Genomic DNA, 20,251 nt, shown 5'->3' on the forward strand with positions numbered 1-20,251 from the left:
ATGATTGTATACAAAGAGCCAGCTTTACTGCTGGCTTTTTTGTACCAGTAACTTGTCTATCACTGAACTCAACTCTTCTAATAAAAAGGGTTTAGTCACATAATCATTTACACCTAATATTTTTGCATACTCTTTGTCTTCATGATTTACGCTTGCACTGATAATGACAATTGGAATAGCGGCTAAATCTAACATCTTCTTCATCTCACGAATCATAGAAAAACCATCTAAAACTGGCATGTGTAAGTCAACAAACACAATATCTGGCTTGTGCGTCGCCAAATAATCTAGGCCCTGCTGGCCATCATCCGCCAATTTTGACTTCACTTTTAACAGCTCTAACTGCTTACTGGCAATTAATTGGTTTATCTTATTGTCTTCTACGACTAACGCATTAAACAGGAACTTTTTGTCCACCGTATCAATTAAATTACTTAAACTATTTTTTTTTGGAGTTAAATCTTCACTTTCCAAATTATCTATCGGTTCAATTTCCACCGGGATGTTAACTTCAAAACTGCTCCCTTGACCACTTAAGCTATACACATCTATCTTAGCGTCCATAGCATCACAAATCTGTTTAACTATTGCCAAACCTAAACCTGTACCTCCAAAGCGGCGTGTTGTGGACTCATCGGCTTGTGTAAAGCTATCAAACAGGGTTTCAATTTTGTCTTGGGGTATGCCAATCCCCTCATCTTTCACTTTGATGACTAAGGTTGCTCTATTCTTTTTAACTCCTTGCAAACTAGTGCTAAGAGTTACGTTCCCTACAGCCGTAAATTTAATTGCATTTTCCACTAGGTTCATCAAAACCTGCTCAACTCTTACCGAGTCGCTTTTCACCAGGTAGTTATCAACGTTCCCTTTGTTTGTTTCTAACACTATACCTTTTGAAGACGCTTTTTCTTTTAGCAAGTTATAGATTGTATCTACAGACTTACTCACGGAAAAAGGTTGCTTCTCTAATATTATTTTATTTTCAGAAATTTTAGAAAAATCGAGTACATTGTTAATAATCCCCAAAAGAAACTTTGATGAATTTAGAATTTGTTCAAAATACTCTGAAGACTTTTTAGTATTTCCATCTGACTTACCTAATTGAGCAAAGCCAATAATTGCATTTAGCGGCGTTCGATATTCATGACTCATATTTGCTAAAAAGCGACTTTTTGCTTCATTCGCTTTTAACAACTCAGTATTCTTCTCTTTTAGTTCACGGGTCTTTCTGCCCACTTTGTCTTCCAACATCTCACTTAGGTTTGTCATTACTATTATAAAGATGACGCTGAATGTACTAACTAAACAACCAACCACTATAATCAGCCAACTAGACCAATCAATTGACTCTTGATCAAACTTGTTGGAACTAGAGAAAAGTACAAGTAATTCAGTGTCAAAAAATGAATATTCTGACTCTATTTTAAAAAGCCCATCATCACGAAAGTTAAAGTTAAAAAAAGCGGTTGTTTGCTGGTCTTGAAGGTAGTGAGTTTGCAAGGTAAAGCTGTCATTCTCTACTTGATGATAAATACTTTCAACAAGCTGATCTAATTCTATAACAGCCTCAAATATTCCAATCAGATTCTTTTCAGGGTTACCGCTGCCCTTAACATATCCATTTTTAAAGTGTGGGTAGTATACAACAACCGCATTGTAGCTCTCTTGCTGTTGCACTAAAGCTAATTGCGGAGAGACAGCCATTGTTCCTGTATTGATTGCTTTTCTAACCGTTGGGCCAACTATAGGGTGGTTTAAAACATCAAGCCCAATAGCGCCGCGGTTTGAAGCAAGTGGCTCTGAGAATAGAATAGGCAAATAGTAACTTTGTTTAATCGCTGGTTTAGTTTCACCATCTATTAACTGTTTTAAATAGAACCCTGGGAAATCTTTCTCAACATTTATTTCAAAAGCATTCCTGTTGCGCCCTTCAACTTTTGGTAACCAGGCCAAAGCTCGTACTTTTACGTTAGGGTTAACGATACTTTCAGAAAACAGTCGAAATTCTTCCCTTCTTACTTCATCACTGCTGTTGAATAACCCCTGTAGAGCAATAAGTTGCTGAGTAATCGTATTCTCTAAAATATTTAATGTTTGAGAAAAGCTCGAGGTTTCCACCTCAAACTGATCATGCCGTGACTCTTCGTAGTTGACTCTTGAAAGATAAAATACAAAAGAGACGAGTAGGAATAACATAAAAGCAGGAATGGCAATCCTCAGCCTGTCTTTTTTTTGCTGGTAATAGTCATTTTCGAAAATAGATAAGATTACTGGAGTAAAAAAGATGACGCCTAATAAGTCTCCTACCCACCAAGTAAACGCAATAAATAGGGTGTTAGGTAAAGACAAGCTATTCATTAAAGAGATAGAAGTTGCATTTAGGGAAGCTGCGATTACACAGGATACCGGACCAACTATGAGTAAGAACCGAATTACACTTGTTAAACTAACCGCCTTAATGGGAGTTTCACAAAACTTGATTAACAGTTGCTTTGATACAATTAATTGAAGTGCAGTGCCAAACGCTAAAAGTGTTGGAAGGGTTAACATTTCTATAGAAAACGGGTTTCCTATAATGTTGGAAACCTGATAATTAGCAAGCGTTGACGCTAGAAAAACGCCTAATAGGGCCCATCGCCCAGAGACAAGATATACTGCTAGTCCTACGCCAGCAGCTGGCCAAATACTACTTGCAAAGCCCGGAGGAATGGCAAATAACAATCCAATTTTTGCGAAAACGTAGTAACTAAAAAAAGCTAATAAAACGACAAAAGCTTTATTGTTCGGTAAAATCAAATTAAATCCCTCTGATTTAAATTCGGCAGCAATTTCAGCTACATAAATCGATTATTTAATCTATTAATCAATTTACTTTTTTAATCCATAACTGTCATTAAATTTCTCTTTAAAATGTAAAAAGCCCAGTTGTAAAACTAGGCTTTTTAAGTATAGACGTTATATAAAAACTCTAATGGTTTTCTTTAGCGTGATTTAAACTATACTTTGGAATTTCAACAACTAAGTCTTCATCTCGAATAATTGCTTGGCAGCCTAAACGTGATTCAGCTTCTAAGCCCCATGCTTTGTCTAGCATGTCATCTTCTAGTTCGTCGCTTTCCGCTAATGAGTCAAAACCCTCGCGCACTATGATGTGACAAGTTGTACATGCGCAAACCTTCTCACATGCGTGCTCAATATCAATGTCATTTTTTAAAGCTACATTTAATACTGACTCGCCCTTTTCACCTTCAAGTACAGCGCCGTCAGGACATAAATCAGAATGCGGTAAAAATATAATTTGTGGCATATTAGTTCTCTTCTCTAAAATTTATACGTCATTCACGGAGTGACCCGTCAATGCTTGTTTAATGCTGTCTTCCATTCTTCTTGCGGCAAAAGGCTGACTAATATCGTCTAATACTTTAATAGAAGTCTTAATTACATCGCCATCTGTTTGTGCAGTTGATAGTCTCAAAGCTTCGATAGCGTTATTAATATCTTCTAATTCATTTGCTTGTAATAGATGACCTGATTCGTTTATCGCCATTTCAATAGCTTCAATCATTCGAATCGCATCTACTTTTTGCTCTGCTAACATTCGCGCCGCCATGTCTTCTTTTGCATTCGACATAGACGCTTTGATCATATCAGCAATTTCACTTTGCTCTAGGCCATAAGAAGGCTTAACCTGGATAGAAGACTCTATTCCAGTAGACTTCTCCATTGCCGTAACGCTTAACAAACCATCTGCATCGATGTTAAATGTAACTCTTATTACCGCTATGCCCGCCGTTAACGGAGGAATGCCTTTAAGAACAAAACGCGCTAAGCTTCGACAGTCGTCAACCATTTCACGCTCACCTTGCAATACGTGAATGGCCATCATCGTTTGACCGTCTTTATAAGTTGTAAACTCTTGAGCTCTTGCAACTGGGATCGTGGTATTACGCGGAATAACCTTCTCCACTAAGCCACCCATCGTTTCTAAGCCTAGCGATAGCGGAGTTACGTCAAGTAACAACATATCAGAATCAGGTTTGTTACCAACTAGCAGGTCAGCTTGTATTGCCGCGCCAATCGCTACCACTTCATCAGGGTTTATTGAGGTCAATGGAGTTCGATTAAAAAAGCCTTCAACCTTCTCTCGCACTAACGGAACGCGAGTTGAACCGCCTACCATTACTACTTCTAATATCTCTTCTAGCTCAACACCAGCGTCTTTTACGGCACGACGACAACTTCTTAGTGTTGTTTTAACCAAGGCCTCAATTTCAGATTCAAACTCTGCTCTAGTGATTTGGCCAACAATGTTGCCTTCCACTAATGAGACATTAAATTCGACAGTCTCATTAATAGTTAAAGACTCTTTTAACTCACGACCTAAGTCATACATCTTTCGTAAGCTTTTCGCGCTTAATTTAGCTGTAACGTTTGCGTTTTTAAGCAGTAACTTAACAATGGCTCTATCAAAATCATCTCCGCCTAACGCAGAATCGCCACCCGTTGACAGTACCTCAAAAACACCTTTGTTTAATCTTAAAACCGAGATATCAAACGTACCACCACCTAGATCATAAACGGCAATGACGCCTTCTTTACCAGAATCTAGACCGTAGGCGATCGCAGCCGCTGTTGGCTCGTTGATTAACCTAAGTACCTTTATGCCTGCAATTTCTGCCGCATCCTTAGTGCCGTGTCTTTGAGCATCATCAAAGTAAGCTGGAACAGTGATAACTGCGCCCTGCAATGCATCACCTAATGTTGCAATAGCTTGCGTATGCAGCTTATTAAGGATTTCAGCTGACACTTGAATAGGGTTCTTTTCACCTTGGCGTGTTTGAATGTTAACCGTATGCTCTTTTTCTACAAAGTTATATGGCAAGTCACCATATAGACGATTAATATCCTCAAGGCCTCTGCCTAAAAAGCGTTTCACGGAAACAAGAGTATTTTCAGGGTCACTCGATGCGTTATTTTTAGCTTCATGACCAACAAGAATAGAGTCTTCTAAATACTGTACTGCTGATGGCAAAGACTTGTTGCCCTGCTCATCGGCAAGCACTTCAGGAAGACCACTTCGAACTGAAGCCACTAAAGAGTTTGTTGTTCCTAAGTCAATTCCAACCGCAAGTTTGTGCTCATGAGGGTTAGTACTTTGACCTGGTTCTGCTATTTGTAGTAATGCCATAATAAACCGTTAACTTTCCTAATTTAGTAGTCTAGTAACTTATCTTCTAATGCTTCTGCTTCGCTTTTCAGCTTGTAAATAAAACGTAACTTCTTCACTGACATTGCCGCCAGTTTATACTCTTGCTTATCAAAGTTTACATTAAACTCATCGGTATATAGTTTAATAAGCTTTTTTATATCGCTGTAAAAAACGTCTAGTGCTTGTTCAGGATCATTGCTAGATTCAAGATCTTCAAGCTCTTCTCTGAGCTCCATCTGCTGCATCAAAAAAGCACCATCTTTAATGGTTTCTTGCTCATGTTTTACATCATGACCATGTTCCGCAACCATATACTCGGCTCTATTTAATGAACTTTTTAATGTCTCATAGGCGTCATTAACCTCAGATGCCTGCTGTACCGCTAGTAATTTCTGTTGGTCACTGCCATTAGCAAACTTGTCTGGATGCACTTGTTTTTGAATTGAGCGAAAACGATCTTGGAGGGTCAATAAGTCAACATCAAACTGAACAGGTAAATCAAATAAATCAAAATACCGCATGAGGTCACCTTTTTTAATACAATTTTAGAAACAAAGAAGGCCATATATCGGAATATGGCCTTAGGAATAGCATTTAGCTGAATTTAGATTGTGAAACTTTCACCACATCCACATTCATCTTTTTGGTTCGGGTTAGTAAACTCAAAACCTTCATTTAAACCGTTTTTAACAAAGTCTAATTGAGTGCCGTCTAGATAAACTAAACTTTTTGCGTCAACGATAACTTTTACGTCATTATGCTCAAAGACTTCATCACCTTCTTGCAACTCATCAACAAACTCAAGTACATATGCTAATCCAGAACAACCCGTTGTTTTTACTCCTAAACGCAACCCTAGGCCTTTGCCTCGGTTTGTCAAAAAGGTTCTTACACGGTCTGCTGCTGCATCGGTTAAACTGATTGCCATTACTACTATCCCAACTATTTATTTCTACAATTCTAACTAACTACTTGAACGATATTGCGTTCTTAGTTGCTGCTTTTTGATTTGTAGTCTTCGATTGCTGCTTTAATAGCGTCTTCAGCTAAAATAGAGCAGTGAATTTTTACCGGCGGTAATGCTAATTCTTCAGCAATTTCAGTGTTGCTAAGTGCTTGAGCTTCTTCAATCGACTTACCTTTTACCCACTCTGTTACAAGTGAAGAAGAAGCAATTGCAGAGCCACAGCCGTAAGTTTTAAACTTAGCGTCTGAGATAATGCCTTTGTCGTCAATTTTAAGTTGTAGTTTCATTACGTCACCACAAGCCGGTGCGCCAACCATACCCGTTGCAATGCTTGGGTCATTCTTGTCAAAAGAACCTACGTTACGTGGGTTTTCATAATGGTCGATTACTTTTTCGCTATAAGCCATTTTTAGCTCCTACATTGCGTTACGCAATTTTAATTTTTTAATGTGGCGTTAGAGTTAATCCCTAACACCATTTTACTATTTGTTTCTCGGCTGAGTACTAGTGACCAGCCCATTCGATTTTTGATAAATCAACGCCGTCTTTGAACATTTCCCAAAGCGGTGACATTTCACGTAACTTATCAATTGAATTGTTTACCTGACCAATAACATGATCAATATCTTCTTCTGTTGTGAAGCGGCCAATACTGAAACGAATTGAGCTATGTGCTAATTCATCTGACAGACCTAGTGCACGAAGCACATATGAAGGCTCTAAGCTTGCAGATGTACATGCAGAACCCGAAGAAACCGCCATGTCTTTAAGCGCCATGATTAAGCTTTCGCCTTCAACAAAGTTAAAGCTTACGTTAAAGATACCTGGGAAGCGTTGTTCCATATCGCCATTGATATACGTTTCTTCAATGTGCTTAATGCCATTCCAAAGACGATCACGTAGCTCAATGATGTGTTGTGTGTCTTTTTCCATATCTTCTTTAGCAACACGTGCAGCTTCACCCATACCTACAATTTGGTGAACCGCTAACGTACCTGAACGGAAACCACGCTCATGACCGCCACCATGCATTTGTGCTTCTAAACGAATACGAGGCTTACGACGAACGTAAAGTGCGCCAATACCTTTAGGGCCATACATTTTGTGAGCAGAAAAAGACATTAAATCAACTTTAAGGTCAGTTAAGTCAATTGCAACTTTACCAGCGCTCTGTGCTGCATCTACATGGAAAATGATTTTACGTTCACGACACATTTCGCCAATTTTTTTGATGTCTTGCATAACACCAATTTCATTGTTGATGTGCATGATGCTTACTAAAACTGTATCGTCACGCATTGCTTTTTCAAGCACGCCTAAGTCAATTAAGCCATTTGCCATAACGTCTAAATACGTTACTTCATAACCTTGACGTTCTAATTCACGACACGTGTCTAAAACTGCTTTGTGTTCAGTTTTTGCTGTAATTACGTGTTTACCTTTTTTAGAATAAAAGTTGGCGGCACCTTTTATTGCTAAGTTATTTGATTCTGTTGCACCAGAAGTAAATACGATTTCACGAGGGTCTGCATTAACCAATTCAGCAATATTGTTACGAGCAATATCAACTAACTCTTCTGCTTGCCAACCGTAGCGGTGTGAGCGAGATGCTGGGTTTCCAAATGTGCCGTCCATAGTTAGACAGTTCATCATTTGTTCAGCAACACGAGGGTCTACTGGTGTTGTTGCTGCGTAATCTAGGTAAATAGGTAACTTCATTTATTTCTCCGCACTCTATTGCTTAATACAATAGTTAAAAATTTTTTAAAGACTATCCGCTACAAAGCGAATGGATGTATTTTTCGAATCCTGTCGTTCTGCGATCCGTTTTACATCTTTTTGATCAACAAGTTCACCAAGGGTGATGTTACTTAAGAAACTCTCAATTCGATCACTGAGACCTTCCCACAATTTATGAGTCAAGCAGCGTGATCCGCCTTGGCAATTTGCTTGCCCAGCACATTTTGTAGCATCAACGCTTTCATCAACCGCCGCTATTACTTCACTAATAGATATATCAGCCGCTTCACGACCGAGAAAATAACCGCCGCCTGGGCCTCTAACACTGTTGACCAGTTGGCCCTTTCGAAGTTTGGCAAAAAGTTGCTCTAAGTAGGATAACGAGATTCCTTGGCGCTCAGAAATATCCATCAACGGCACTGGGCCATTTGACGCATGTAATGCAACATCTAGCATCGCAGTAACTGCATAACGACCTTTAGAAGATAGTTTCATTTACATTCCTTAATGAGCTCGCCGAAAAACGCGCAACGGCTTGATTTACTTGGCTGCGCATTTTACAAACCTGAGTAAATTAGTCAAGTATTAATACCCGACTATTTTAGTAGGTTATTAGTATAATTCAACGTTTAATTGCGGATTTAGGATCATCTTATTTTTGTGTTAGATACTCGGGTCAAATCCTGCTATTCCAGCTTCACGCTGTTTTGCAGCATTTTGCTCTGCTTCTTTAAAATCATCGTCCAAATCAATAATTGGTAAGGCTTTATCACAGACATCGCCGCCCATTTTGCAGACTTCAGTGCATAACGAAGTGATTTTCTCATCCATTATCGAGATATGATCCACCATACGCCCAATGGCACTGGCTACAGGATCTGGATTATCTGGTGATACTGCGTAAGCATCAAAACCATATTTTTCAGCAATTTTACTGCGTTTGTCATGCTTTTCAGGCTCTGCCTTCGTTACCAGTCGGCCTGGAATACCAACTACCGTTGCGCCTTCAGGTACTTCTTTTACAACAACAGAATTTGAGCCAACTCGGGCGTTTTTATTGATAATGATTGGACCTAGAATTTTTGCACCAGCACCTACAACCACACCGTCTTTTAATGTTGGGTGACGTTTACCGCCATTCCAGCTGGTTCCACCTAGCGTAACACCATGGTAAACCGTAACATCATCGCCAATTTCAGCGGTTTCACCAATAACCACACCCATGCCGTGATCAATGAAAAATCGACGACCAATAGTAGCGCCCGGATGGATTTCTACACCTGTAATCCAGCGAGCAATAGTAGATATAAACCTTGCTAACCATTTCCAGTTAGCTAACCACAATTTGTGGCTAACTCGTTGCATCCAAATTGCATGTAAGCCTGGGTAGTTAAAAAAGATTTCGGTATTGCTACGGGCCGCAGGGTCACGGCTGTAAACACTTTTTATATCTTCTTTGATTTGCTCAAACATGATTTACTCTATACGTTCTGAAAATAACAAAAACCGGCAATTTGCTCAGGCCTGCGCCTAATTCCAAATTATAACGATACGGGTGTTAGTCTTTATTTTTAGTAATAGACGTCATAATACCGCGTAAAATATTAAGCTCATGAGCTTCAGGTCTAGCTCGGTTAAACAAGCGACGTAGCTTTGTCATTACTTGACCAGGGTGCTGCTTTACAATAAAACCCGTTTTTGTCAGAGCTTCTTCTAAATGGGCGTAAAAACCTTCAAGCTGTTCGCTGTTTGGGTACTCAACGTCTAACGATTCAAATTGGCTTTGTTGCTCTTCTAGAAAGTTCATACGTACTTCATAACTAAGCGTTTGTACCGCCATCGCTAGGTTTAAAGAGCTGTAGTCAGGATTGGCTGGTATATGTACATGGAATTGACACTGCTGTAGTTCTTCATTAGTTAGACCCGAGTTTTCGCGACCAAACACTAATGCAACTTTATGCTGCTTACCTTCAACAACTACTTTTTTACCACATTCACGTGGATCTAACATTGGCCAAGATAGTGTTCTTGATCTTGCGCTTGCGGCTACGGCTAGTCCACAATCAGAAATAGCATCTTTTAACTCGCTAACAATTCTAGCATTCCCCAAAATATCCGTCGCGCCTGCCGCTAAGGCTGAAGCGTGACTATCTGGTTCTTTAACTGGATCAACCAATACAAGATCTGAAAGCCCCATTGTTTTCATTGCGCGAGCTACTGAACCAATATTGCCTGTGTGTGAGGTATTTACGAGTACTATTCTTACGTTATCTAACATTATCTTCGATTCTATATGCAGTTTAGTCTTATGACTGGAATGGGCGGAGTTTATCACAAAGCTTAGGCGAGATTAAAACACTGTCATTATTTTTAAATAACAAAGCCTGAAACTTTATAGTTCTCAGGCTCTTAATATTTCAATTTTTGCTATTCAGTTTAAATATTTGTCTTAACGGGTTAAGAATATGTCTTAAATAATTAAGAATACATCTCAACAAGCTACTGAATTGGAATTAGCACTTCATTTTTACGATACATCGGCAATGTCATTGGTCCGTTGTAAGCTGCTGTATAAGGCTTACCTGTAACAGTAAAATCATTCTGCTTTAAGTAATCGAGTAAAATATTTGTGTGCTTTTTTACATTGCTGTCGCTTAACGTCCAACTAAAAGTAATAGCGGCGACTTTATAGTTCTTAACTTCTGAGACTTTTACTTTTGGGTTATTCGGTATAGGTGTCGAGTCATAAGTAAAACTGTCAGGCATGACAAAGGACATAACATTAGCCCCACCGGAAGACGCGACGTCACTATTCATAAATACAGGCGCCGTCATCGAAATTTTCATTCCTTCGCCACTCGCCGCATCATTACCCATATAAACAGGCGCTGTCATTGCTATCTCTCGTTGACCTGAATTATCGCCAGCGATGTAATTAAATAAACGTCTGAAAGCACTGTTTCTGCCATCGTCATCCATACTCGTAGAAACCAGAACCATTGACTGATATTCGCGTATTTCTATTTTTGTTTCTGTCTCTTTGTCTTTATCGGCTTTAAGCAATTTATAAGGAGCAGACTCTACCCCTGCTTCGCCCACGATAGAACAACCTGCAAGAAGTGTGGTTACAAAAATTGTTATTAGCTTATTCACAATATTTCCTTATTACGAGTTAAGTGACGCTATATAGTTAACCAAACGCTGGCTTATTTACCTACTTAGCTATCTACTTTCTAGCTATTTACTTTCTTAGATATCTGTTTAGTTACGTAATAAGTTCGACTGTGTATCAAACTTTATTATTTTTCTTTTTCACTTTTGGTCTATTTTCGGTCTCATTTTTTGGAAACCAGCCCAACCAGCCATTGCGCAAACACTAGTTAGAAATGTTCCCCAGCTCCAATCTACGGCCATAATAAATAGCGAAAAACCTTCTAAAATACTGTAACTCGTTAAGTTATAAGCGCCATAACTTGCTAAACCTAACAGTGCACCATCAATGCCTGCGTAATAAATAGGTTTATCTCTATTCGCTACAACTGCTAATACAAAGGTCACGCCACCATACAAGAAGTAGAAAGCTAACCAAGGCCATATTATGAATTCGGTTCGCATCAGGCCCTGCATCTCTTGCTGGTACCAGTCACCTGATATAAAGGTGAACCAAATTAAGTCGAGTACAGCAAAACAAAGAAAAATGGCTAGCATAGAGACACAAATACTAGATAAAAACTTAATGATGTTGTCGCGCATTTACTTTTACTCCATGTTTAAAAGTGACACGTTTTTTAATTACTGAGTTCCCGTAACGAGTAAGTCAGTTTATAGGATCAAAAAAAGGCACAATAAATGTGCCTTTTTATTCTTACTTAAATAAGTTAGCGAGCGCAATGCTTGAAGCTTCACTCGCTATTTTATTCAAATATTAAACCGCTTTTTGAATAATAACTTTTTCAGCTTTATCCGTGTATTGCGTCATCTTGTGGAAGTTCAAGTAACGGTACGTATCCGCCGCTGTTGTATCAATGTGCTTCGCGTATTCCATGTATTCTGCAACTGTTGGGATTTTACCCATGATTGCACCAGCCGCGGCTAGTTCAGCAGACGTTAGGTATACATTTGCACCTGTACCAAGACGGTTAGGGAAGTTACGAGTAGAAGTAGAAAGTACCGTAGCACCATCTGCAACACGCGCCTGGTTACCCATACATAGTGAACAACCAGGAGTTTCAATACGAACCCCAGCTTTACCATATGTGAAGTAGTAACCTTCTTCTGTTAACTGATCACGGTCCATCTTAGTTGGTGGAGCAACCCAAGTACGAGTTGGTAATACACCGCCAAAGTTAGCCATTAATTTACCAGCTGCACGGAAGTGACCAATGTTAGTCATACAAGAACCAATGAATACTTCGTCGATGTTTGTGCCAGCAACGTCAGATAATAGTTTTGCATCATCTGGGTCATTTGGACAACATACGATTGGCTCGTTAATGTCATTAAGGTCAATTTCTAATACGTGTGCGTATTCTGCGTCAGCGTCCGCTTCCATCAATGATGGATTGTCTAACCACTCTTGCATTGCGTTGATACGACGTTCAATAGTACGCACATCACCGTAACCTTCAGAGATCATCCACTTAAGCATAACGATATTAGAGTTTAAGTACTCAGCAACCGCTTCTTCGTCCATCTTGATTGAACAACCAGCAGCAGAACGTTCAGCAGATGCATCAGATAATTCAAATGCTTGCTCAACTGTTAAGCCTTTAAGACCTTCAATTTCAAGTACACGACCAGAGAATTCGTTAACTTTACCGGCTTTAGCAACAGTCAGTAGACCTTCTTTAATACCGTAGTAAGGAATTGCGTGCACTAAGTCACGTAATGTAATACCAGGCTTCATTTCACCTTTAAAGCGAACCAATACTGATTCAGGCATATCAAGAGGCATAACACCTGTTGCCGCAGCAAATGCTACTAGACCAGAACCGGCAGGGAAAGAAATACCAAGAGGGAAACGAGTATGTGAATCACCACCAGTACCAACTGTATCTGGTAACAACATACGGTTTAACCATGAGTGAATTACACCGTCACCTGGACGAAGTGATACACCGCCACGGTTCATGATGAAGTCTGGTAACGTATGATGTGTATTGACGTCAACTGGCTTAGGATAAGCAGATGTGTGACAGAAAGACTGCATAGTTAAATCAGCTTGGAAACCAAGACATGCAAGATCTTTAAGTTCGTCACGAGTCATTGGACCGGTTGTATCTTGAGAACCAACCGTTGTCATCTTAGGCTCACAGTATTGACCAGCGCGAACGCCTTCAACACCACATGCTTTACCAACCATCTTCTGAGCTAGCGTGTAACCTTTTGTAGATTCAGCTGTATCAGTAGGAAGAGCAAAGATGTCTGTTGCGCCAAGACCAAGTACTTCACGAGCACGTGTAGTTAAACCACGACCAATGATTAGTGGAATACGACCACCAGCACGAACTTCATCTAATAACACTTTTGATAATTCAAAAGTAGAGATTACTTCGTCAGTACCGCTACGCTTAACAACGCCTTCATATGGGAAAATGTCGATTACATCGCCCATTTCCATTTTTTGAACGTCTAATTCAATTGGTAGTGCACCTGAGTCTTCCATTGTGTTGTAGAAGATTGGGGCAATTTTGCCACCTAGACACACACCACCAGCACGTTTGTTAGGAACATTAGGGATATCATCGCCCATGAACCATAAAACTGAGTTTGTTGCAGACTTACGAGAAGAACCAGTACCAACAACGTCACCAACATAAGCTAGTGGGATATTGTCTTCTTGAAGCTGTTTAATTTGCTCAATTGGACCAATAGTACCTGGTTGATCAGGGTTAATACCTTCACGTTCCATTTTCAACATTGCAGTTGCGTGCAATGGAATATCAGGACGAGACCATGCATCTGGTGCAGGAGAAAGGTCATCTGTATTTGTTTCGCCAGTTACTTTAAATACTTTAACTGTAATTTTTTCAGCAACTTTAGGCTTGTTTAAGAACCATTCAGCATTCGCCCACGATTCCATAACTTCTTTAGCGGTCTCGTTTCCTGCGTCTGCTTTGTCTTTAACGTCAAAAAACGCATCAAACATTAACAATGTCTTTTTAAGGCCTGTTGCAGCTGTTGCTGCTAGGTCTGCATTGTCTAAAAGGTCAATCATTGGCTCGATATTGTAACCACCAAGCATTGTACCTAGTAATTCAGTTGCTTTTTCAGCAGAAAGAATTGGCGAGCTTGCTTCGCTTTTTGCAACAGCAGCTAAAAAGCCTGCTTTAACATAAGCGGCATCATCTACACCTGGAGGTACACGATTTGTTAACAAATCTAAAATAAATTCTTCTTCGCCAGCTGGCGGGTTTTTGATTAGCTCTACTAAATCAGCAACTTGCGCTGCATCTAGTGGCTTAGGAACGATACCTTCAGCGGCACGCTCTTCAACGTGTTTACGATATTCTTGAAGCACAATGATGTCCTCTTGTTTTATATAGGTGTCACTTCGCACAAAGTAACTATAGACATGAATGTCAGAAAGCGGCTAATTATAGAGACTGGCGGACCTAAAAGAAATAACCTGAACGATATTTAGCTATATTTTGAATATAAATATTCGTGATGGTGTGACAATTAATATTGCCACCTATCTGCAAAAGCATAGGTGGCAAGCTTTTAAGCATAATTAAAGAGTTTATTTACGAATCAACAACTTGTTTAATAATTGAGCTCGTTTGATAAACAACAAGGCAAATACCATTAAAATCATCATTGGTGATGAACTACCACCTGAACTTTTAGTTGGTGTAGTAGTTGGTGTTGGTGTAACTGGCGTGGTTACCGCTTTCTTATTAAGGGTAATTGTAGCCTGCTGAGTCACTTCAGCAATTCCATCCGTTAAGATTAACTTAATAACCCCAGATGCTGCATTAGACGAGGTATATGTAACATCAATTTCCTGACCAATAATAAAGTTGCCTGAGCGACTATCTGTAGTGAAACCTTCTGGTAATTCCCATAAGTAAAATAGCTCACTGTCAACGTCAGTACCTGCAGCCGACAGGGTGATTGTATCGCCTTCTGTAATGCTACTTGGGACATTTAATGCAGTGATTACAGGTGCATCATTCACAGCCGTAATAATTACATTCACACTTGCGGTGGAGGTTTTGTCATTACTATTAGTTACAGAGTAACTGAATGAGTCTGAACCAAAGTAATTGGCATCAGGTGCATAAGTAAATACTCCGCCATTTACCGAAACCGTGCCATTTGACGGCTCGCTTTCTAGGGCAAGACTTGAACTATTAATAGTAAAGTCTTGCTCTTCAGTAAACACATTGGTTAAACGGCCTTCATTTCCAACACGTGCAACAACCCCTGCACGATCACCTGTTAAGTCATTATCTAACACACTCACTGTGATTGACCCATCTTCGTCTATGGAAACATTGTCATTGATTGCAAACTCAGAATTAAAATCAACATTGTTAATTGTGAAATCAACGGTAAGTGTAGCCGCGGCAACATATTCAAATGACAGTCCAGACGTTGCAGAAGTAACTGCTGATTGACCAGTACCATTAAACCAATACGAGTAACCCAATGTGCCATCCGGAGACTCTAACCCAACGGTATAAAAGTTAGGTTGTTGAGGAACATCCATATAGTTAAACCAGATGTTGTCTGTGCCTTTTTCAATAATAACTTGGAAAGTAAAAGCAACATCAGCACTTGTTATTCCCCAGTAATCCAGTCCAAACCCTTGGCTTTCACTTACCCAAAGCTGAACCTCATGCCATTGAATGATCAAATACTCAGAGCCGTTCGCCGCATAGTCTAGATAATAAAGGCTGCCTCCACCTGTATCCAAAGCGCTTGTATCTGCTAATTCATCTAAATCGAAATCAGTCCAAAACGGCGCTAACACACCTGAGATATCACTTTGTGCTGGTACGTTGCGGTTTGCTGCTAAATTCACCGACGCAGGAAGGTCATTGCCAATGATGATCAAACCATTTTCACTTACTGTAATCTTAGATTGTGCTTCACCGAAATAATCAAACTCAATAGGCAGCTCAAATGTAAATTCGTCACAACCACTATTACAAGTCACGATATTTGCATTTAAACCGCTATCACTTAAATCAAGGTTAATCGGCAACTCACTGGAAGTATTAAACTTCGCTGGCTCAAGATTGGAATTAACCACTAAGCTAGAAGACGTTTTTTCAATAGACGTCGCTAATGGTGACTGCACAGAATCAACATCAAATTCCGCGCCACCTAATGCGTCTAACTCTACTTTAAATGTATTGTTTGTAGTGGTGTTAGTTGTCTCCAGTCTATAGCTCTCCGAGCCTGTATCACTATTGGTTTTTGTTAGTGTTATTTTGTCGCTATTCTCAATGCCTTGTGAAATTGCTATAGCTTGTGTAATTGTTTGACCTTGTCCATTACTCCAAACTAATTGACCAAAATACCAGCCGGGTGCAGCATCTAACGGTAACTCAAATTCAACGCTGAAGTCAGTTTGCTGATTATCTGCGTCTAGTGTTAATACAAATGGAGCTAAAGAAGCCGAGATGTTTGCGTCAAACATTTCCACTTCACCAGTCCAAGTTTGAGCTTGTGATGACAAAGTGATCAGTTTGTTCGATATTTCACAGAGTATAAAACATTGATTGTTCGCTAAGTTTGGCTTTTCCGCATAGGTTGTAGATGCCATCGCCTTTTCAATGTTTAATCGTCCAGATCCTGTTTCAAACGCGGTAGCAAGCCTTGTATCTGTTGTATCTGTGACCCCAGTATCAACGCTGCTAATTAGAATGTTCTTAATTTGCGTAGCAGTTAACTCATCATTGTATTGCTTAAGCAAAGCCGCCGCGCCAGAAACCATTGGCGTTGCCATACTAGTTCCACCTAAATAAACGTAATCTAAACCTGGACTCACTTCATCGTCAGGCGATGCAGCAGATAAGATCAAGTCACCCGGCGCTGACATATCAGGTTTAATAAAACCATCATCACCGTTTGGCCCTAGTGAACTAAAGCCCGAAACTACATCGGCAAGTTCAGCGTCATTTGATGATTCAAACATGCCGTTCATGGAGAAATTTTCTGCGCCGCTGTTACTCAAAAAGTCGAGAATGCGTTGACCATTAACATCACTTACAAATGTGGTTGGTATCGTTATCGAGTCATCCAGTTGCATGCGTATTAGCGCGCCAGGTTCGTTATTCAATACTACCAAAGCTACAGCTCCAGCCTCTTGTGCAAAGCCAGCTTTAGCTGCAAACGTACACGTCCCTCTTTTTACAATGGCAACCTTGTCAGTTACTGAACCTGAAGTCCAAGCGTTACACCCAAGTTGCCCCTCATCTGTTGCTAATACACCAGTCGCATTAAATGTTGTACCATCCACAAAACCATCGCCAGGTAAAGAAACAACACGGTTACTACCGAATTCTAAAATATAACCAGATATAAGGTCCGTGGTAATTGATGCAACGGTAATCCCGGATTCAATACAACCTGGACAGCCAATTGATTTCGGGCCCAGCTCACCTTCATTACCAGCAGCTGATACAACTACAATATTGCTTGCTTCTAATTCTTCAAAAACTGTTTTGTAAATTGAATTATTTGGTGAACCACCAGAGTCAGATCCCCAGCTGTTATTAATAATATGAGCACCGTCTTTGGCCGCATCGTTTAACGCAGCTAGCAAACCTGCTGAATCTCCGGTTCCATCTTGTCCCCAAAGTGCTTTGTAAACCATTAAATAAGCACCAGGTGCCACCCCAACTAAGATCTCGCCCGACTCAGTAACCACCTCTCTACCTGTTGCAATACCCGCAACATGGGAGCCATGACCGCTCAGTGCTTGCGGTGAATTAAACTCGCCATCGGCTAAATTAGCTTGTTCGTAAAACCTTGCAGTTATTAATTTATTATTACAAAACGAAGGAACTTCAGCACAATAATCATCGGTTGCTTTAGTCGCTGGAGCCTCCATTCCTGCATCTCTAAACATAGGGTTTTCTGGATTAATACCAGAGTCAATGACAGCTATTCTAATTCCTTTTCCTGCCATTGATTGCCCGCCCACTTTATCCCAAGCTTCATAGGCTTTTATAAGAGGCAAAGCACGGTCCAATTTTGCTTGGTAGGTTTCAACTGGGTAAGCCGCTTTAACATTTGGTAAACTTCTTAACTGCTCTAATGACAACTTGGTTTCTAGAGCTATACCGTTAATAACAAAGTCATACTCAGCATATACTTTGGCCGATACATCTTGTTTAGTGATCGAGTATTTAATATTTTGGCGTTGTTTAATTTGAGCAGCTTGTTCCAGCTTCAACGAAGAACTAGGTGAATTAACCGAACTTGCGCCTGCCTTTTGATGCTTTAATATCGATTTTGCTTCACGCTGTATTTGAATGAGCGGCGTACTATTTAGCTGAATAATGTATTTATCTTTCTCAACATTACGTTGCTGATGCGACATCACTTTTTGGCCGATCAAACGTTGCTTCAATTCGACTTGGTTAGTTGTTTGACTCGCACTAACTGTAAATACGCTAGATAAGCCTAATAAAGCCACACAACCAATTATTGGCAGGGTACTTTTTATATTCATATTCAAACTCTTAATTGGTTTTATTGGAACACTAATTCATAACAATGTAGAAAGCACTGATACAAAGCGGCTGGACATAATAGATTCTGATTATCCTATGTCCAATATTAGTTTAAATAACCTACTATAATTTTGTAACTAAGTATGTATTAAATAATTCGGTATACACCTTATGTTTGAGACGCTTTTATTGTGTTATAACAGCAATATTATTTAGTTATTGAAAATACGAGGAATGTCTGTGTCTGAATGGATGACCATATTGCCGCCGTTATTAGCGGTTATTGTAGTACTTTGGAAAAAAGAAGTAATTTTGGCGCTGCTGGTTGCCATTTTTTGCTCTGAATTACTGCTTATTCTTAGCTCACAAGGTTTACAACCTGCACTTACTGAGTTCTCAATAGCTAGCGTAGAGCGTGTAATCGGTGTATTTGGCTCACCCGATAATACACGTATTTTAACCTTCTCGATGTTAGTGGGCGCTTTACTGGGTTTCATGCGCTACTCTGGTGGAGTAACCGCTACCGTTGAATTTCTTATTAAAAAAGGCATCAGTGGCACGGCTCGTCGAGCAAGAATGTTACCCTTTTTAACTGGTATTACTATTTTCATAGAATCCAATCTATCTGTACTAATGTCGGGCATTATCTCAAGAGGATTATTCGACAAGTTTAATATGAGTCGAGCAAGGCTTGCTTATATTATTGATAGTACCAGCGCACCAATTTGCATTCTCATTTTGATGAACGGTTGGGGCGCATATGTATTAGGATTAGTTAGCAGTTACGAACTAGAACAGTCTGCAGTTTCAACTCTAATTCAAACTATCCCTCTTAATTTTTATGCCTTAATCACTATCGCCATTGTGTTGTACACTATTATTGCTGACAAAACACACGGACCTATGAAAGAAGCAGAGGCAAATCCTAAAAAAGCATTAGAGACCACTGACATTGAGATAGAAGCCTCTAAACCTCGCTTTATGCTAATCCCTTTATTTACCATGTCAGTTTCTATGGTTGGCTTTATGTTCTGGACTGGAAACGGCAATTTTACCGATGGTTCTGGTTCTCGTTCAGTGCTTTACGCAACTGCATTGGCGGCATTAGTTGCCTATGTCATGATGATTATGAGCGGCCGTTTTACCCACAAAAAAATGACAGAAATTAGCTTTAAAGGCATGAATGAATTACTGCCGTTAGTTGTAATTGTTTTGTTTTCGTTAGCGCTAGGTGCAAGCTTAAAAGAGCTAGGCACAGGTAAATTTATAGCGAGTATCGTTGCTGGAAACATTCCACTATTTTTAATCCCTGCGCTTATTTTTGTCGCCGGCGGATTAATGTCTTTCTCTACTGGAACATCTTGGGGAACCTTTGCGCTGTTAATCCCAATTGGCATGCCACTTGTTATTGAGCTAGGTTTGCCTGCACCACTAATTTTGTCGGCAATATTGGGCGGTGGTATTTTTGGTGATCACTGTTCACCAATTTCTGATACTACTGCAGTATCTGCCGTTGCCTCAGGCTGTGACTTGCTTGAACACGTAAAAACACAGCTACCTTACGCCCTTACGGCGGGTGGTTTAACCGTTGTATTCTATATCATTGCCGGTTTAGTTATGTAGTTCAATTAGGGCACTTACTCT

At 39.8% G+C, this 20,251-nt stretch carries 15 protein-coding genes; 1 reads left to right on the plus strand and 14 read right to left on the minus strand.

What is annotated here, in order from left to right:
• Positions 1-24: 24 nt before the first annotated feature.
• The 14 genes from ABD009_RS04515 to ABD009_RS04580 all read right to left on the minus strand — a co-directional run bounded on the left by ABD009_RS04515 (position 25) and on the right by ABD009_RS04580 (position 18,606).
• Positions 25-2,796 carry a CHASE domain-containing protein gene (locus tag ABD009_RS04515; protein WP_343823070.1) on the minus strand — a complete coding sequence of 924 codons (2,772 nt, stop codon included), beginning with the start codon at positions 2,794-2,796 and terminating at the stop codon, positions 25-27.
• Positions 2,797-2,968: 172 nt separating this feature from the next.
• Entirely contained in the window at positions 2,969-3,307 is a 339-nt protein-coding gene (gene fdx, locus ABD009_RS04520) for an ISC system 2Fe-2S type ferredoxin (protein WP_343823072.1), read from the minus strand.
• 21 nt (positions 3,308-3,328) lie between these two features.
• Positions 3,329-5,188 carry a Fe-S protein assembly chaperone HscA gene (gene hscA / locus ABD009_RS04525; RefSeq protein ID WP_343823074.1) on the minus strand — a complete coding sequence of 620 codons (1,860 nt, stop codon included), beginning with the start codon at positions 5,186-5,188 and terminating at the stop codon, positions 3,329-3,331.
• 23 nt (positions 5,189-5,211) lie between these two features.
• On the minus strand, positions 5,212-5,730 hold the full coding sequence (gene hscB, locus ABD009_RS04530; RefSeq protein WP_343823076.1) for a co-chaperone HscB: 519 nt from the start codon (positions 5,728-5,730) through the stop codon (positions 5,212-5,214).
• Positions 5,731-5,813: 83 nt separating this feature from the next.
• Complete coding sequence (gene iscA, locus ABD009_RS04535; RefSeq protein WP_155695596.1) at positions 5,814-6,137, minus strand: iron-sulfur cluster assembly protein IscA; 324 nt, start codon at positions 6,135-6,137, stop codon at positions 5,814-5,816.
• 62 nt (positions 6,138-6,199) lie between these two features.
• Positions 6,200-6,583: a Fe-S cluster assembly scaffold IscU gene (gene iscU / locus ABD009_RS04540; protein ID WP_155695597.1), complete on the minus strand. Its 384-nt coding sequence runs from the start codon at positions 6,581-6,583 to the stop codon at positions 6,200-6,202.
• Positions 6,584-6,680: 97 nt separating this feature from the next.
• The gene (locus ABD009_RS04545) at positions 6,681-7,895 is read right to left on the minus strand and encodes an IscS subfamily cysteine desulfurase (RefSeq protein WP_343823080.1); all 1,215 of its coding nucleotides are present in this window, start codon (positions 7,893-7,895) and stop codon (positions 6,681-6,683) included.
• A gap of 45 nt (positions 7,896-7,940) precedes the next feature.
• Complete coding sequence (gene iscR, locus ABD009_RS04550) at positions 7,941-8,411, minus strand: Fe-S cluster assembly transcriptional regulator IscR (RefSeq protein ID WP_155695599.1); 471 nt, start codon at positions 8,409-8,411, stop codon at positions 7,941-7,943.
• A 168-nt stretch (positions 8,412-8,579) separates the two neighbouring features.
• Positions 8,580-9,389, minus strand: a complete 810-nt coding sequence (cysE, locus tag ABD009_RS04555) for a serine O-acetyltransferase (protein WP_155695600.1) — start codon at positions 9,387-9,389, stop codon at positions 8,580-8,582.
• An 85-nt stretch (positions 9,390-9,474) separates the two neighbouring features.
• Positions 9,475-10,194 carry a tRNA (cytosine(32)/uridine(32)-2'-O)-methyltransferase TrmJ gene (trmJ, locus tag ABD009_RS04560; protein WP_425543060.1) on the minus strand — a complete coding sequence of 240 codons (720 nt, stop codon included), beginning with the start codon at positions 10,192-10,194 and terminating at the stop codon, positions 9,475-9,477.
• Positions 10,195-10,415: 221 nt separating this feature from the next.
• A complete protein-coding gene (locus ABD009_RS04565) occupies positions 10,416-11,069 on the minus strand; it encodes an SOUL family heme-binding protein (RefSeq protein ID WP_343823083.1) in 654 nt (217 codons plus the stop codon).
• 159 nt (positions 11,070-11,228) lie between these two features.
• The gene (locus ABD009_RS04570; protein WP_343823085.1) at positions 11,229-11,669 is read right to left on the minus strand and encodes a DUF2177 family protein; all 441 of its coding nucleotides are present in this window, start codon (positions 11,667-11,669) and stop codon (positions 11,229-11,231) included.
• 172 nt (positions 11,670-11,841) lie between these two features.
• Entirely contained in the window at positions 11,842-14,436 is a 2,595-nt protein-coding gene (acnB, locus tag ABD009_RS04575; protein WP_330997745.1) for a bifunctional aconitate hydratase 2/2-methylisocitrate dehydratase, read from the minus strand.
• A gap of 222 nt (positions 14,437-14,658) precedes the next feature.
• Positions 14,659-18,606 carry a S8 family serine peptidase gene (locus ABD009_RS04580; protein ID WP_343823088.1) on the minus strand — a complete coding sequence of 1,316 codons (3,948 nt, stop codon included), beginning with the start codon at positions 18,604-18,606 and terminating at the stop codon, positions 14,659-14,661.
• A 253-nt stretch (positions 18,607-18,859) separates the two neighbouring features.
• Between ABD009_RS04580 and ABD009_RS04585 the strand changes: the two genes are divergently transcribed.
• Positions 18,860-20,230 (plus strand): Na+/H+ antiporter NhaC family protein, encoded by a 1,371-nt coding sequence (locus ABD009_RS04585; RefSeq protein WP_343823903.1) that lies wholly within the window; start codon positions 18,860-18,862, stop codon positions 20,228-20,230.
• Positions 20,231-20,251 lie beyond the last annotated feature (21 nt).

It is taken from the genome of Psychrosphaera haliotis (assembly GCF_039523615.1).
Taxonomy (GTDB): domain Bacteria; phylum Pseudomonadota; class Gammaproteobacteria; order Enterobacterales; family Alteromonadaceae; genus Psychrosphaera; species Psychrosphaera haliotis.